The 13,788-nt window shown below is 50.5% G+C and carries 15 protein-coding genes; 12 read left to right on the top strand and 3 right to left on the bottom strand.

Annotated features, from left to right (window positions below; genetic code table 11):
• Window positions 1-244 precede the first annotated feature (244 nt).
• A complete protein-coding gene (locus tag Q7J08_RS08640; RefSeq protein WP_304911291.1) occupies window positions 245-1,525 on the bottom strand; it encodes a hypothetical protein in 1,281 nt (426 codons plus the stop codon).
• A 59-nt stretch (window positions 1,526-1,584) separates the two neighbouring features.
• Between Q7J08_RS08640 and Q7J08_RS08635 the strand changes: the two genes are divergently transcribed.
• Window positions 1,585-1,737 (top strand): hypothetical protein, encoded by a 153-nt coding sequence (locus Q7J08_RS08635; RefSeq protein WP_304911290.1) that lies wholly within the window; start codon window positions 1,585-1,587, stop codon window positions 1,735-1,737.
• 35 nt (window positions 1,738-1,772) lie between these two features.
• On the opposite strand, the gene Q7J08_RS08630 is transcribed toward Q7J08_RS08635, so the two are convergent.
• Both Q7J08_RS08630 and Q7J08_RS08625 read right to left on the bottom strand, forming a co-directional pair.
• Window positions 1,773-3,179, bottom strand: a complete 1,407-nt coding sequence (locus Q7J08_RS08630; RefSeq protein WP_304911289.1) for a chloride channel protein — start codon at window positions 3,177-3,179, stop codon at window positions 1,773-1,775.
• Window positions 3,180-3,185: 6 nt separating this feature from the next.
• Complete coding sequence (locus Q7J08_RS08625) at window positions 3,186-4,487, bottom strand: cobyrinate a,c-diamide synthase (protein WP_304911288.1); 1,302 nt, start codon at window positions 4,485-4,487, stop codon at window positions 3,186-3,188.
• An 86-nt stretch (window positions 4,488-4,573) separates the two neighbouring features.
• Between Q7J08_RS08625 and Q7J08_RS09475 the strand changes: the two genes are divergently transcribed.
• The 11 genes from Q7J08_RS09475 (at window position 4,574) to Q7J08_RS08565 (ending at window position 13,767) form a co-directional block, all read left to right on the top strand.
• Complete coding sequence (locus Q7J08_RS09475; RefSeq protein WP_370651247.1) at window positions 4,574-6,364, top strand: energy-coupling factor ABC transporter permease; 1,791 nt, start codon at window positions 4,574-4,576, stop codon at window positions 6,362-6,364.
• On the top strand, window positions 6,361-7,503 hold the full coding sequence (locus Q7J08_RS08610; protein ID WP_304911287.1) for an energy-coupling factor ABC transporter ATP-binding protein: 1,143 nt from the start codon (window positions 6,361-6,363) through the stop codon (window positions 7,501-7,503). The genes Q7J08_RS09475 and Q7J08_RS08610 overlap by 4 nt, the downstream gene beginning before the upstream one ends.
• 158 nt (window positions 7,504-7,661) lie before the next feature.
• Entirely contained in the window at window positions 7,662-7,928 is a 267-nt protein-coding gene (locus Q7J08_RS08605) for a DUF4405 domain-containing protein (RefSeq protein WP_304911286.1), read from the top strand.
• Between the two features lie 175 nt (window positions 7,929-8,103).
• Window positions 8,104-8,634: a precorrin-6Y C5,15-methyltransferase (decarboxylating) subunit CbiT gene (gene cbiT / locus Q7J08_RS08600; protein ID WP_304911285.1), complete on the top strand. Its 531-nt coding sequence runs from the start codon at window positions 8,104-8,106 to the stop codon at window positions 8,632-8,634.
• Entirely contained in the window at window positions 8,628-9,239 is a 612-nt protein-coding gene (locus Q7J08_RS08595) for a cobalt-factor II C(20)-methyltransferase (RefSeq protein ID WP_304911284.1), read from the top strand. Before cbiT ends, Q7J08_RS08595 begins: the two co-directional genes overlap by 7 nt.
• Entirely contained in the window at window positions 9,236-9,949 is a 714-nt protein-coding gene (locus tag Q7J08_RS08590) for a cobalt-precorrin-4/precorrin-4 C(11)-methyltransferase (protein ID WP_304911283.1), read from the top strand. Before Q7J08_RS08595 ends, Q7J08_RS08590 begins: the two co-directional genes overlap by 4 nt.
• The gene (gene cbiG, locus Q7J08_RS08585; protein ID WP_304911282.1) at window positions 9,946-10,815 is read left to right on the top strand and encodes a cobalt-precorrin 5A hydrolase; all 870 of its coding nucleotides are present in this window, start codon (window positions 9,946-9,948) and stop codon (window positions 10,813-10,815) included. The genes Q7J08_RS08590 and cbiG overlap by 4 nt, the downstream gene beginning before the upstream one ends.
• A 1-nt stretch (window position 10,816) precedes the next feature.
• The gene (gene cobJ / locus Q7J08_RS08580) at window positions 10,817-11,578 is read left to right on the top strand and encodes a precorrin-3B C(17)-methyltransferase (RefSeq protein WP_304911281.1); all 762 of its coding nucleotides are present in this window, start codon (window positions 10,817-10,819) and stop codon (window positions 11,576-11,578) included.
• Complete coding sequence (locus tag Q7J08_RS08575; RefSeq protein ID WP_304911280.1) at window positions 11,526-12,188, top strand: precorrin-8X methylmutase; 663 nt, start codon at window positions 11,526-11,528, stop codon at window positions 12,186-12,188. The genes cobJ and Q7J08_RS08575 overlap by 53 nt, the downstream gene beginning before the upstream one ends.
• Complete coding sequence (locus Q7J08_RS08570) at window positions 12,185-13,192, top strand: cobalt-precorrin-5B (C(1))-methyltransferase (protein ID WP_304911279.1); 1,008 nt, start codon at window positions 12,185-12,187, stop codon at window positions 13,190-13,192. Before Q7J08_RS08575 ends, Q7J08_RS08570 begins: the two co-directional genes overlap by 4 nt.
• On the top strand, window positions 13,189-13,767 hold the full coding sequence (locus tag Q7J08_RS08565; RefSeq protein ID WP_304911278.1) for a cobalt-precorrin-7 (C(5))-methyltransferase: 579 nt from the start codon (window positions 13,189-13,191) through the stop codon (window positions 13,765-13,767). Before Q7J08_RS08570 ends, Q7J08_RS08565 begins: the two co-directional genes overlap by 4 nt.
• The last annotated feature ends 21 nt before the right edge of the window (window positions 13,768-13,788 follow it).

The raw sequence follows: 13,788 nt of genomic DNA, 5'->3' as shown, positions 1-13,788 counted from the left end.
GCAGACCCCGCCCTGAAATTCGACTTCGCTCACCCACGTGCAGAATTCGCCAAAGGAGCAATCCGCGAATTCATGCCAGCAGGTGAGAGATCTCTTATCATCCCGGCACAGTAAGTGGTTATCTAACCACTCACTTTTTTTTCTTTTTTAAACAGCTCCGTAAAGTAAAAATTACTCGTAGTATTTCATAAAAAATGGTTCTTATCCCAGTCCCGCGGGATTGAGATATTCTTTTCAAAACAGTTTAGGTATTGACGAAGCTGCCAAGCTCACCGATGAGTTCGCATATCCGCTTCAGGAGATGATTTGCTGTTTCATACTCACCATCGGTGAATATTGAAAGCGACAGCGTATTTTCCCAGGTAATGACACCGATAATGAACGGGTTTCCTGTGGTCACATTTGCATAGCTCACGACTTCCTCCAGCCTGATACCCTTGCCAAAATCCACGACATCTTTTGGCAGGACCCCTGCATTCGACATGAACGGTGTTGAGTAATACTCCGGCTCAAGGTAAGGTTTCGCGGCTTCAGAATCTGGCTCTTCGATAGCGAACATCTCCCCGATACCCAGAGCATTCATCTGATCCATCTGTGATAATGCTGCTACTTCGTCAAGAATTGATGGAAGATCGTCAGATTCCGGAATAGGTACTTGTGACCAGTAGGACACAGAGTAATTTTTAATCTCATTTCGCAGATACGGAGGGAGATATCTTCTGAGATCCACTGCACCGCGTATCGGCACAATAGGCATTGAAGTCTTGAACATTTTCTGCACATACTCCTGTAATGCAACCGCATACACCGTAAGCAGGACATCATTCACCGTTGCATGATGCTGGTGTGCAAACGCCTTCATATTTTTCAGCATCAGAGGATCTATCTTTTGGATGAAAAGCTTCGGCATTCCCCGCCCTTCCTGCGGGACAACAAACAATTTCTGATATTGTTGCACAGGGATTCGTTTTTCCGATTCAGCACGGCACATTTCTGCGCATGCCTCCATTGAATAGGACTCAAGAAGCGGTTTCATCGACCGATCTCCCCATTCTATGAGAGGTGCCGGCGTGTATGCCGGATCCCACCTGAGAATTGTATAACACGCTGAGATCATACGAACAATATCCCATAACCCGTGGGCATCAGTCACCGTGTGATCTATCGAGAAAACCAGCGTGCATAACGGACCTGTCTGGTCTGCAACCACGTGCAGCGGTGGATGTTCACCCGGCAGATTCTGCAAAATGGTTGTTACATTTGTGGGATCGGCACTTGTCACCCTTACCCATTTTGGTTCCTCCTTTAGCAGCACCCACCCGCTATCCTCTGCCTCAGGACTTCCATTATAATAACATCTGAGAATTTTGACGGCATCTGCAACTTTTGCGATCGCCGTTTCCAGTCGGTTCAGATCGATATGTCCACTCAACTGCAGTTGAAGCGAGATAAAATAGAACCGGTTATCATTGAATTTACGTTGAAAACGGTCGAGTTTTGCGGAGGGGATGAAGATGTCTGCCATAAAAATATTCCTAAGTAAATATTCGCTGTCAGTCTATTTCTATCTCTGCCGAAAATAATTTGCGCCTATGTCCGGGTACCGATGCCCAAAAGAAAAAGATCATCTTTCTGACAGTGGTCTTTGGTCTTGCCATGCTTATTCTGAACAAAAAGATCCTGGTGATCGTACAGTTCGTTGGACAGGCAAACTGGATATGGTTGATGAAGAAGTGATGAGAGGCTGAATCTCTCAGAATAACTGCGGCACGCTAACTATGCGGATGTAAAATCTCTTCGCGTCTCTCCCTCTGTTCCTTAAAGATAGTATTCTTACCCATGATAAGGCAGGCCAGAACAAGCGCAGCCATGGCAGGAATGAGGATCCCAAAGTCCCCGGTCATCTCAAGCACCATGATCATAACGGCAATCGGTGCATGAGCAATGCTGCCGAACAGAGCGATCATGCCTATGATAATGAAGACTGGAACTGTTGTGAGTGGAATGATCTGTGGGAAAAGTATATGCAGCATCATCCCAAAAGCACCCCCGGTAAATCCGCCGATCGAGAGGCCAGGGGCAAATACACCGCCGCTCCCGCCTGAACCTATCGTCAGGGACGTCGTCAGGGTCTTTGCAAATGGAAGGAGTATCAAAACGGTAAGGGGAAGCATGTTGTATAAGGCAAGCTGCACAAATCCATAGCCTGATCCGAGACTTCCGAGAGCTACCAGAAGTGTATCAGGAGAGATGTATGCAAAGATTATCACAAAGATTCCAATGAAAAATGCTCCTAAGACTGGTTTGAGATAAAGAGGCAGAGCATATTTTCGAAAGAATTTGTCAAAGACATCCTTTGTTCCGTAAAATGTTTTGATATACATGATTCCGATCAAAGCGCAGATCGGTCCGAGAGCAATGAAAAAGGGAACCTGAAGAACTGACCATGTCAGGGTCGCGGCGCCGAATATTGCGTCATACCCCACAAAAAATCCAAAAATCGAGTAGCTGATGATCGATGCAAGAAAAGACGGGATCAAAACATCTGCTTCAACGTCCCGCAAATAAAGGATCTCTGCTGCAAGTACTGCTCCGCCAAGCGGAGCTTTGAAAATCGTACCGATACCTGCCCCGATACCTGTCGCAATTGCGATTTTTCGTTCACGCGGTGATAAATTGAAAACATCAGAAATAAAAGCCCCAAAACCTGCAGCGATCTGCGCTGTCGGACCTTCACGCCCCGCACTCCCACCCGTAGATATGGTGATCATCGACGCGATAGCTTTTATGAACGGGACACGCCAGCGGATCTTTCCATCTCCATGAAACGCTTTTAGCGCCGCATCCGTGCCATGACCTTCCGCTTCCGGTGCAAACTTATGCACTATCATCCCTGAAAGGAGTGCTCCGCCGCAGATGATCGGAAGAATGAGCCAGATCACCGGCGGGGGCGTCCAGCACGCGATTCCGTCGCAGGATTGGCCAGGTGTCGGGAAAGCTCCGTCATAGAAGAATCCCATAATTACATTGATGCTGTATTCAAGACCCAGGAAAAATAAAAGTGTCCCAAAACCGGAAATAACACCGATAGTTATCCCGATTAAGAGGATTTTTTTGAATGATATACGTTCATCTTCCTGACTCACAGAAACACCTTTTTCTAGTATCTTTGTTTTCAATCTATTTTACATGTGGGTCGCATCGAAGTACATGTGGGTATATCCGCCAAGAACAGATCCTGCCTGAATACCGTCTCTGTGTTCACTGATTCCGTCGCCGCGGGTCAACGTAAATGCATATCTTACATCCGCATCCGGTATGGTTCGAGAATAATGGAACTCATGACCCCGGAAGTTCATTCCTATAGGGAAGAGAGAGTCCCCGGTAACTTTCCCGACGACATAATTCAGAGCAGCGAATCGTTTCTCCATAACACACTCGGCATCCAGCAGACCAGTCATCGGATAACTGCGTCCGTCCAGCAGGGTTATGGAACGGGTGAGCCACATCAGACCGCCGCACTCGCCATACACCGGTTTGCCTGAATCGGCCGCACGTTTCAGATCGTTTTTACACTGCGAGTTTGCCAGATCTTCTGCATATAGTTCAGGGTATCCGCCGCCTATGTAATAGGCATCCGCTTCCGGGAGGGGATCGTGGACCGGAGAGAAAAATACCAGTTCGGCCCCGTTGTTTCTCAGAAAATCAAAGTTGTCCTGATAATAAAAACAAAATGCTTCATCCAGAGCAACACCGATTCGGGTTTTTTTCTCTGTAGAAGACGGACTCTTCTCTGCCGAGATCATGGATGTATTCGCTGCTGCAGCAAGAAGATCGTCAAGCGAGCAGTGCTCTTCGATGAAAGCTCCCGTATCTTTCATGCGAGCATCCTCATCAGCCATTTTGAGGCCAAGATGTCTGCTTTCGACGGTAAGTGCATCGCTTCGCGGGATCCAGCCGAGAAGAGGGACGGGAAGATCCGAGGTCGTCATCGCTTTATGTTTTAGACTGCCCCCTTTCGTCATGATGACGCCGGCAAACCTGAGCCGGGGATCAAACTCCGTATATCCTTTGATCAGGGCGGCAACACTTCTGCTCATCCCTTTGATATCTGCGACGAGAACTACCGGAGCGTCGAGGATTTTCGCAACATGCGCCGTGCTCGCGCACTCTCCCCCGTCAACACCGTCGTACAGTCCCATCACTCCCTCGATAACGGCGATGTCTGCACCCTCGCATGCAGAAACAAACGAACGGCGAACAGATTCCTCCCCCATCATGAACGGATCAAGATTGCGTGAACTCCGTCCGCATACCGCCGAATGATGGGAAGGATCGATGAAATCCGGCCCAACTTTAAACGGCTGGACCACAAGACCTCTTGCACGGAGTGCCGCCATGATCCCAGAGGATGTGGTCGTTTTTCCACAGCCGCTGTGTGTTCCGGCGATCACGATACGGGGTATGCTGGTACTTTGTCTAATCATAATCGTTTACCTTATATCAGTTTAAGTTTAATTTTATAGAATTATATCTTATCATAGATACTAGGTGTTTCTTTCTTATGCATATTATGGAAGGGTTTCTCCCGGGACCGTGGTGGCAGTTTTGGACGGTGCTCGCTGCGGTCTGTGTTTTGGCAGGTATGATTTCACTTGTCAGACTCGTCCGGAGAAAGCCGGAGTCACTTCCATTGCTCGGACTTGCCGGAGCATTTGTCTTTATCCTTTCCTCGCTGAAGATTCCTTCACTCGGATCTTCCTCCCACGCCACGGGAACCGGATTCGGCTCAATATTATTCGGACCTGCGATCTGCTCGGTGTTCTGCTCTATTGTATTAGTGTTTCAGGCACTTCTTCTTGCACACGGCGGGATCACCACGCTTGGCGCAAACATCATCTCCATGGGACTTGCCGGTCCGCTCGCTGCCTGTATCATTTTTAAAATCGGGCATCTCATCAGGTCAACGTTTGGTATCCGGAGTTTTTCGATAACTGTTTTTTGTGCGGCCGCAGCTGCGGACCTGGTCACATATATGATGACCTCCCTCCAGCTTGCTCTTGCCTACCCTTCGGCCGAGGGCGGCGTTCTTGCCACCTTCCTTCTCTATCTCGGCATTTTCAGCATAACCCAGATCCCCCTTGCATTACTCGAAGGCGTAATCATCGTTCTTATGATGAGATTTGTGATAGGGATACGACCGGATATCTTTGTTTCTCTCGGCATTCTTTCGAAGAAGGAAACAAACACACTTCTTCCAGGTCACGATCCAAAGCATACTCCCGTATCAAAACACAAATGGCTGATCGCCGGGCTCATCATCGTTCTGCTGATGGCGGCTCTTGCATTTTCGTTTGCTGTGTTTGGACCCCAGCCCGGATCTGATGATCTGGTCGCCGAAACGCTGATCGATCTCGGCAACCTGCCGGTCTTTGATCCGCTTAATCTTGTCTCCGAGGATATGCACGGCTGGCTCTTTGCCCTGCAGGCAGGCATAGGAGCGGCAGGTGTTATCCTCTGTCTCTATCTGTTGAGAACCCGTGCGGTGACCCGGGGTTCTGCGAAGAAACCTCACACGATATTTGATGAACACATCCTTGATGATGTGGCAATAGCAAGCCCTCTCCGACATATTTCTGCGTGGCTGAAACTTGTTTTTTGTCTCTCGGCGATCGTGATCGGTGTGATCTCACCTCTCCCCTATCTCCCACTATTCATTGCAGGAGTCATGATCTGCGCAGCTCTCATCGTCGCAAAAGTCAGTCCGCGTCTTTACGCATCTCTCTTAAGTATCCCTCTGGTATTTGCCGGAACCGGAGCATTGGTGATTCTGTTCATCACCGGCGGGGGGGAGACACTTGTGGACTTTTTCCGGATAGGGACATTTCATGTTCAGATCACTACCGAGTCCCTCGATCTTGCGATCCTTGTTCTTTCCAGGACTTTTGCCGGTATGTGTTCGTTGTACTTCCTTACTCTTACCACACCGATGACCTCGCTTTTTGAGGTTTTTCGAAATCTCAGGATGCCTCAGGCATTCATCGATTTATCCATGCTGATTTATCGGTACATCTTTGTCTTCATCGGTGAGGCGATCGCTATTCACAATGCACAGATCATGAGGGGAGGATACGGTACCTGGAAAAATTATCTCACCTCGTTTTCCATGCTTGTCTCAATGTTGTTCATTAGAACCTGGGAAAAAGGAGAGGCGATCTTTCTTTCCATGGACTCACGCTGCTATGACGGATACATGGCTTTGCCTGACGAAGGGGGTCATGTCACCCCGCTTTCTGTTACATCCGTGTTTTTCTTTATTGCTTTCATTCTTGGTCTATTATTTACGGAGATGCTGTTATTATGAACAATAATGTACTTACCTTTGAAGATGTCCGGTTCTCGTATCCGGGCCGCCCCGCCTCGCTGAAAGGAATATCCTTTTCCATTAAAAGGGGAAAGAAAGTTGCAGTGGTGGGACCAAACGGAGCTGGAAAAACCACCCTTCTTCTGATGTGCAACGGCACCTTGGTGCCGGAAGATGGAAAAATATTCGTGAACGGTGAGGAGATCGCATATGACAGAGCTTCTCTCAGGGACGTTCGCACACGGGTAGGTCTGGTGTTTCAGAACTCCGACTCACAGCTCTTTGCCCCGAGTGTGTTTGCCGACGTGGCATTTGGACCAATGAATCTGCATCTCCCGGAGGAAGAGATCCGTGAGCGCGTTTCTGATTCTCTGTTTGCCGTGGGTCTTGTGGATTATGACAAGCGTCCGCCCCATCATCTTTCAGGCGGTGAGAAGAAACGGGTTGCCATCGCAGGTATTCTTGCCATGAAGCCGGATATTCTGGTGGCCGATGAGCCGACCGCTTCCCTCGATCCTGCGACGGCCGCCGAGATCATGGATCTGTTGGATGAACTTCACGAAGACGGAACAACGATCCTTCTCTCAACACATGATGTTGAGCTCGCCTATCGGTGGGCGGACGAAGTGATCCTGCTTGCTGACGGAGCTATCCTTCATCAGGGTGAGCCGGCTGACGTCTTCACCAGCTATGAGCTGATGACGAAAGCGAGAATGACCCCGCCGGTACTGTTGGATCTGTATATGGAGCTGGTCAGAAGACGGATCCTTGTACCTGGAATTCCACCCAAAGGGATACCCGAAATGACCCGACTCATCGAGGGATCATGTCCCATCATGACCGGGACGGTATATCTCGCTGATACTGATGCCTTGACCCGGGAATCGGGACAGCAGATGCTCGCAGAACATCCTTCATGGCACACAGGTGCTATGGGAACCAGAGCAAAGAAGTTCTGCTATCTCTCGGAGATCCCGCTTGAATATACGCACGGCGTTGTGGACAAGTGTCTTCTTTCCGTCATGAGCGGGGAAGACACCCTGATTCTGACCTGCGGGGGCATGCTTGACCGGGTGGAACTTCGGGCAGCTACGTTTGCACAAGAAAGCGGGATCGATGTAAAGGTCATAAGGGTCTGAATCGACTTTCACCGGATGCGAGTTAAACACTTCTTCATCATTTTTTTCTTTATTTGTGCCGTCATACAAATGTTTTTGAGGCAAAAAGCCCATGATTTATGTATGAGATACAGTATTCAATGGAGTAATAGTTCCTTGGTGCAGCGGAGGGTCATAGCATGAGAGATGCACTAATCAATGCATGGGTCGATCTCCTTGCCTTTATCTCCGCTGTGGCATCAATCGTGACCGGGTACATTCTCTGGTTCTATTTCCCTCTCGGGTCAGGCAGGGGGTCCATGGATCTTATTACTGTCAGTTATCAAACATGGTATGATCTCCACTTCTATGCTAGCACGCTGTTTGTCATCTTGATCGCAGTCCATCTCATTCTCCACTACCGGTGGATCAGAAAATTGCGCCCAATGCTCATGAGCAAAAAATAGATCAGGGATTTCCTCCTCACTTTTTGCTTACAAAACGAGTGGAATGATTTGAAAAATATACCTCATCACGACACGTCTATTCTCATACAAACCAGTTATTCTATAACTGCTTACAGCAAATAATTGACTAGTACATTTTCTTTATTGAAAATAGTTTTACTTAGGAGATCACAGAATGGATTTACCCGGAGGACCTACCCAGCCGGAAGTCATGGCCGTTTCTCTTGCAAAACTTGCCATCCTTCCGGGTGACACGGTAGTAGATATCGGCTGTGGAACCGGCACGGTAACGCTCGAAATGGCAAAACTCGCAGGAGATGACGGACATGTCTATGCAGTGGACCGGAGGCAGCAGGCCGTCGAATGTACGCAGGAAACCTGCCGGGGTGTGGATGTAGAGATCTTTGCAGGAGAAGCTCTTGATTTTCTTGCCTCGCCTCACAAACCGATCGATTGTGCGTTTCTTGGCGGAAGCCGCAATATCCGTGAAATACTTACCTATCTTCAAAAGGAAGGGACACGCAGCATCGTCGTCAACGCCGTTCTTCTGGAAACAGCTGTTGAAACGATCCATACAATGAAAGAGCTGGATATGTTCATCGAAGCTGTCCATCTCCAAGTATCCAGATCACATAATCTCATGGAGCGTATCATGTTTCAACCAATAAATCCCATCTTTATCATCCATGGGGGCAGAAAATGCTGACCGCAGTTGGCCTTGGCCCGGGAGATGCTGAACTTCTGACCCTCAAAGCGGTTCGAATATTAAAAGAAGCAGACACGGTTTTTGTGCCGGGCGGCATTGCTCTTGAATTAGTCAAACCCTATGCAAAAAACATCGTCACGCTTGAATTCCCCATGACACGGAATGAGAAGGAGATCACAAAATGCATGGAGAGAAACGCTGAAAAGATTTTGCCTGCGGCAAAAAGCGGCAATGCAGTGTTCGGACTGATCGGGGACCCGAATTATTACTCCACCTTCTCACGCCTTGCGGAGATGGTGAAAGCGCTCGTGCCTGACCTGGTCGTGGAAACGATTCCCGGAATTAGCTCGATCACCGCCGTGGCATCCCATGCGAAAATTCCCGTGAACGGTGCATTTCTGGTGACAGACGGTCCCGTCATCCCCTCGACAAAGATCCTGATGAAGGTCACGCGGCCAAGAACTGCGGCTGAACAGCTAAAGGCTGCCGGCTACAATGATTTCATTGTTGTTGAACGGATGTATATGGAAGGAGAGAAGGTTCATCGGGGCGTTCTTCCCGAGAAGACCAACTACTTCAGCATCATGATCGCGAGGAAAGTATGAAGTATTATATCGTCGGCGCGGGATGCGGGGACCCGGGGCTTATCACGGTGAAAGGAATGGATCTTCTGAAACGTGCTGAGATCCTCATTTACGCAGGCTCGCTCGTTAATCCAGAACTTGTCGCCGCATCGCCTGCGTCGGTAAAGCTTGACTCATGGGGGATGAAGCTCGAAGAGATCACCAGTGTGATCGAAGACGGTGTGCGGGCCGGCCGTTTGGTCGTTCGTCTCCACTCCGGTGACCCGGCGATCTATGGATCGATCGTTGAACAGATGGCTCCTCTTGAGGCAAAAGGGATCCATGCTGAGATCATCCCCGGCGTCTCTTCAATGTTTGGGGCCGCAGCAGCGCTGCAGACCGAATACACCCTTCGGGGCGTATCTGAGTCGGTCATCGTAACCCGTTCAGCGGGTGAGACTCTCGATTCTGATCAGATCGCCGAGCTTTCCGCTCACGGTACAACAATGATCATCTTTCTTTCAACCGGGCACATCGACACCGTGATGAAAAAACTGCAGCGGCCGCCCGAAACACCAGTCGCTGTGGTCTATCACGCTTCATGGCCCGACCAGATGATCATAAAAGGAACGATCGAGACCATCGCCGATAAAGTGCATGATGCGGAGATAACCCGCTCGGCTCTGATCATCGTTGGCGATATCGTTGCCGGCATCCACGCAGCATACACAAACTCCCACCTTTACGGATGAAGATCGTCGTCGTCACTCTGCCCAGATTCCATGAATCCGGAATGCGCATCGCGAAGTTTCTGGAGGCGGAAACGCTTGCGTATTCGCCAACCGTTTTCGCCGAACTGTATGGAAAATGCGATGTGATCGTCGGGGTAATGTCCGCGGGTATCGCGGTCCGAGGATGCGCTCCCCTTCTGACCGACAAATGGCATGATCCTGCAGTCGTCGTTGTCACGCCGGATATGCGATATGCCATTCCCGTTCTCGGGGGCCATCATGGGGGAAACGAAGTTGCAAAACGGCTTGCCGAACTTGGGATCGAACCGGTAATTTCGACCGCAACCGAAGTCATGGGCAGACCATCCGTTGAAGAAACGGCAAGATCAGGCGGGTTCAGGATCGTGAACCGTTCTTCTACTAGAGAAGTAAACGGGGCGATTTTAGACGGAGATGTTCCAATCGTCCGTGTACAACCACCGAAGATCGTCATCGCGGATCCTGGTGTTTCGGTCCTTGTGACCGATTCGCCGTATGTAATTGGGATCGGGTGCAGACTTGGAACCACTGCGGACGAGATCCGTAGCGCTGTCTCTTCTGCATGCAAAGATGCGGGTATCTCGGAGGATTCTGTGACCATATATGCTACCACCATCAAAAAGTTCCATGAAAAGGGACTTCATGACGGCGTAGCTTCACTTTCCGGTAACCTCATCTTTCTTGATGATGAAACTATTAACAAACAGATACCGGCAACTCCGTCACGTGCAGAGATGCTCGGACTTCGCGGGGTCGCCGAGCCGTGTGCTCTCGCCCTCTCAAAGACCGGGACCCTGATCCTGAAAAAAACAGTATATGGGCGGGTAACCGTTGCTATAGGAAAATAATATGGGTATTTTATCGATCGTAAGTTCAGGACCGGGAAGCACACAGCAGTTGACCCCGGCCGCAATGAAGGCTATTGCCTCGGCTGATGTGATCATCGGCAATGCATTCTATCTGGAAATGCTTGAACCGCTGTTGAAGAACAAACAGGTCATCCGAAGTTCGATGGGAAAAGAGGTCGACCGGGCCCGTGAAGCAGCACGTCTTGCGGCAGATCACAATGTGGCAATGGTCTCAGGAGGAGATGCCGGCATCTATGGTATGGCGAGCATCGTTCTTGAGATGGTTGAACGCGAGTTCCCGTCCCAGAAAGTTATCATGCTTCCGGGCGTCACTGCTGCCACCGCGGCGGCGAGCAGACTCGGTTCCCCTCTTTCGGGCGACTACGTGACCCTCAGTCTTTCTGATCTCCTGACACCTTGGGAAATCATTGAAAAACGCCTTGGCCTTGCCGCACAGATGGGCACGCCGATCGCTCTTTACAATCCAAAGAGCCACGGTCGTCCGCTGAACCTTGCCAAAGCCCTGAAAATTATTCTGACCTGCCGGGACCCTGAGACACCGGTCGGCATCGTTAAGAATGTGTTCCGGGAAGGCGAAGAGACCCATATAACAACGCTTCGGGAACTCGCCGAAAATGATGATATTGTGGATATGCACTCGATTCTGATCATCGGGGGCGAAGAAAGCAGAATATGGAAGGAGGACGATCATGTCAAAGGAATCATTACACCCCGCGGTTACCACAGAAAATACGTATACTGATATCGGCGCAGACACACCGGAAGGATTTTCCATCTCTTCACGGAGCCGGAGCCTTGCGAGAAAAGCTGTTGGAAATGAAACGCCCGAGGATCGTATTCGGCAGAGATGTTCGATCGCGGTTGGAGACTGGGCGATGGCTGATCTGCTAAGATTTTCGAACGATCCGATCACTGCGGGACTTCAGGCTCTAGAAGCCGGCGCCCCGATCTTCACTGATATCAGGATGGTTTTGACCGGGATCCAGAAGAAAGGTCATTCCTCAACTGTCGAGTGTGCTCTTGATTTCTGCGCTGATATTTCGAAAGATTTGGGGATCACCCGAAGTTCTGCCGGGTTCGTTGCTCTGAAAGAGCGGCTCGAAGGGTCCATCATCGTTATCGGGAACGCTCCGAGCGCTCTTCTAACGGTCTGTTCCTTTGTGGATGAAGGCATCCGCCCGGCGCTCGTGATCGGAACTCCGGTAGGTTTTGTTAATGCGGCCGAGTCGAAGGAAGTTCTTCGCACGAAACCCGTTCCATCGGTCTCGAACATCGGGACACGCGGCGGCACGCCGATCGCCGTGGCTTCACTGAACGAAATCATTACAATGTTTACTGAACTGAGAAAATGATCGATCCGGTTACAGGTTTTTCATATCCTGAGTCGTGGGTGGCAAACTGTCGCGATGCGAAAGCATTGGCAGCTGCAGAAAGCGGCTTTGGAGTGCTGACCTCGACCGGCTCTGTTTTACGAAGGGGGTTCACCACTGGTTCAACTGCGGCGGCTGCGTGTTATGCGGCGGTCGCTTCACTGGCGGCCCCCGTTGATATTGCACCGATCCTGCTTCCCTGCGGGATCCTCGCCGAGATCCCGGCTGCCGGTAAAGACGGCGAAGGGTTTGCCAGAAAGTTTTCCGGCGATTACCCAAACGATATCACGGCAGGGATCCTCATCTGTGCAAAGGCATCTCCTGCTGCTGAGATAACGCTCGAAACCGGAGAGGGGATCGGTAGGTTCGTTCGGGACACTCCCCGTTATGCTAAAGGCACTGCCGCCGTCAGTCCGCCGGCGAAAAAAGAGATCCTTGATGCGATCTCATCAGCATGCCGTGCCGCAGGGCTTTCCGGCGCCGCGGTTTTTCTCACGATCCCTGACGGCAGAAGGATCGGGGCACTGACACTGAACCCGAAGGTCGGTATTGAAGGCGGTATTTCTGTCGTCGGAACGACCGGGTTTGTTGAACCCTGGGACGATCACCTTTCGGAAACGGTGAGTGAGCGGATCGCGGGTGCGGAAAATGTGGTCATCACCACCGGCAGGATAGGGCTTCGTTACTCGAGGCTTCTGTTCCCCGAATACGAAGTGGTCCTCGCGGGGTCGAAAATCGCTGAAAGTCTTGCTGCTGCAAAACACTGCAGGAATGCCGTCATCTGCGGTCTGCCTGGTCTGATCCTGCGGTTTTTCCATCCTGAGGTCGCGACATCGCGGGGTTTTCCGACCGTCGAGGAGTTGATCGCCGGACCTGATGGTATTTCTGTCCTCGAAGAGGAGCTCGCGAGAGCAAAGCAAAAATATCCCTGGCTTCGTATTGTTATTGTTGACAGAGAGGGTCAGGTCATAGGAGATACAGAATGAAAATTATCGGTGTCGGATGCGGCGAAGGAATGCTGACAAAGGAAGGAGAGATCGCATTATCCGAAGCGAAAAGCGTGTACGGATCTGGCCGTGCGATCGAACTGGTCAGAGCTTTCATTCCGGGGGACGCGAATGTCGTTGAGATAACGGATTACAAGGCGCTTCGCACACTTCCCGACGATGCGGTCGTTCTTTCGACCGGCGACCCCCTGATGGCAGGACTTGGCTATCTGCCGGGCGAAGTTATCCCCGGGATCTCATCGATGCAGACAGCGTTTTCCCGCCTGCATGTTCCCTGGACCAATGTGGCTGTAGTAAATGCTCATGGAAAAGATCACCTGGATGCCGTTTCCCGTACCGTTCAGGATATTGCCGCCGGGCACTCGGTATTTCTGATCGCCGACCCGGATTTTTCAGTGGAGGAACTTGCCCGCTCACTCCCCGAATCGGTCCCTATCGCGGTCTGTGAAGATCTCGGATATTCTTACGAGAGGATCGCAGAAGGAACGGCGAAAAATCCGCCTGCGGTGTTAAGTAAACTCTTCTGCATCGTTGCGGGATACAAAAAACAGTAAAAAAGATAGATTGGGTCCTGG

The organism is Methanocorpusculum sp. (genome assembly GCF_030655665.1).
GTDB lineage: Archaea > Halobacteriota > Methanomicrobia > Methanomicrobiales > Methanocorpusculaceae > Methanocorpusculum.
This window is presented reverse-complemented; position numbering and strand designations above follow the sequence as displayed.

What these genes read in the sequence shown, in the direction of transcription:
- cbiT (WP_304911285.1), top strand. Translation starts at nt 8,104, where the DNA reads ATGGATTTACCCGGAGGACCTACCCAGCCGGAAGTCATGGCCGTTTCT.
- Q7J08_RS08590 (WP_304911283.1), top strand. Translation starts at nt 9,236, where the DNA reads ATGAAGTATTATATCGTCGGCGCGGGATGCGGGGACCCGGGGCTTATC.
- Q7J08_RS09475 (WP_370651247.1), top strand. Translation starts at nt 4,574, where the DNA reads ATGGAAGGGTTTCTCCCGGGACCGTGGTGGCAGTTTTGGACGGTGCTC.
- Q7J08_RS08640 (WP_304911291.1), bottom strand. Translation starts at nt 1,525, where the DNA reads ATGGCAGACATCTTCATCCCCTCCGCAAAACTCGACCGTTTTCAACGT.
- Q7J08_RS08575 (WP_304911280.1), top strand. Translation starts at nt 11,526, where the DNA reads ATGTCAAAGGAATCATTACACCCCGCGGTTACCACAGAAAATACGTAT.
- cobJ (WP_304911281.1), top strand. Translation starts at nt 10,817, where the DNA reads ATGGGTATTTTATCGATCGTAAGTTCAGGACCGGGAAGCACACAGCAG.
- Q7J08_RS08610 (WP_304911287.1), top strand. Translation starts at nt 6,361, where the DNA reads ATGAACAATAATGTACTTACCTTTGAAGATGTCCGGTTCTCGTATCCG.
- Q7J08_RS08570 (WP_304911279.1), top strand. Translation starts at nt 12,185, where the DNA reads ATGATCGATCCGGTTACAGGTTTTTCATATCCTGAGTCGTGGGTGGCA.
- Q7J08_RS08595 (WP_304911284.1), top strand. Translation starts at nt 8,628, where the DNA reads ATGCTGACCGCAGTTGGCCTTGGCCCGGGAGATGCTGAACTTCTGACC.
- Q7J08_RS08605 (WP_304911286.1), top strand. Translation starts at nt 7,662, where the DNA reads ATGAGAGATGCACTAATCAATGCATGGGTCGATCTCCTTGCCTTTATC.
- Q7J08_RS08625 (WP_304911288.1), bottom strand. Translation starts at nt 4,487, where the DNA reads ATGATTAGACAAAGTACCAGCATACCCCGTATCGTGATCGCCGGAACA.
- cbiG (WP_304911282.1), top strand. Translation starts at nt 9,946, where the DNA reads ATGAAGATCGTCGTCGTCACTCTGCCCAGATTCCATGAATCCGGAATG.
- Q7J08_RS08565 (WP_304911278.1), top strand. Translation starts at nt 13,189, where the DNA reads ATGAAAATTATCGGTGTCGGATGCGGCGAAGGAATGCTGACAAAGGAA.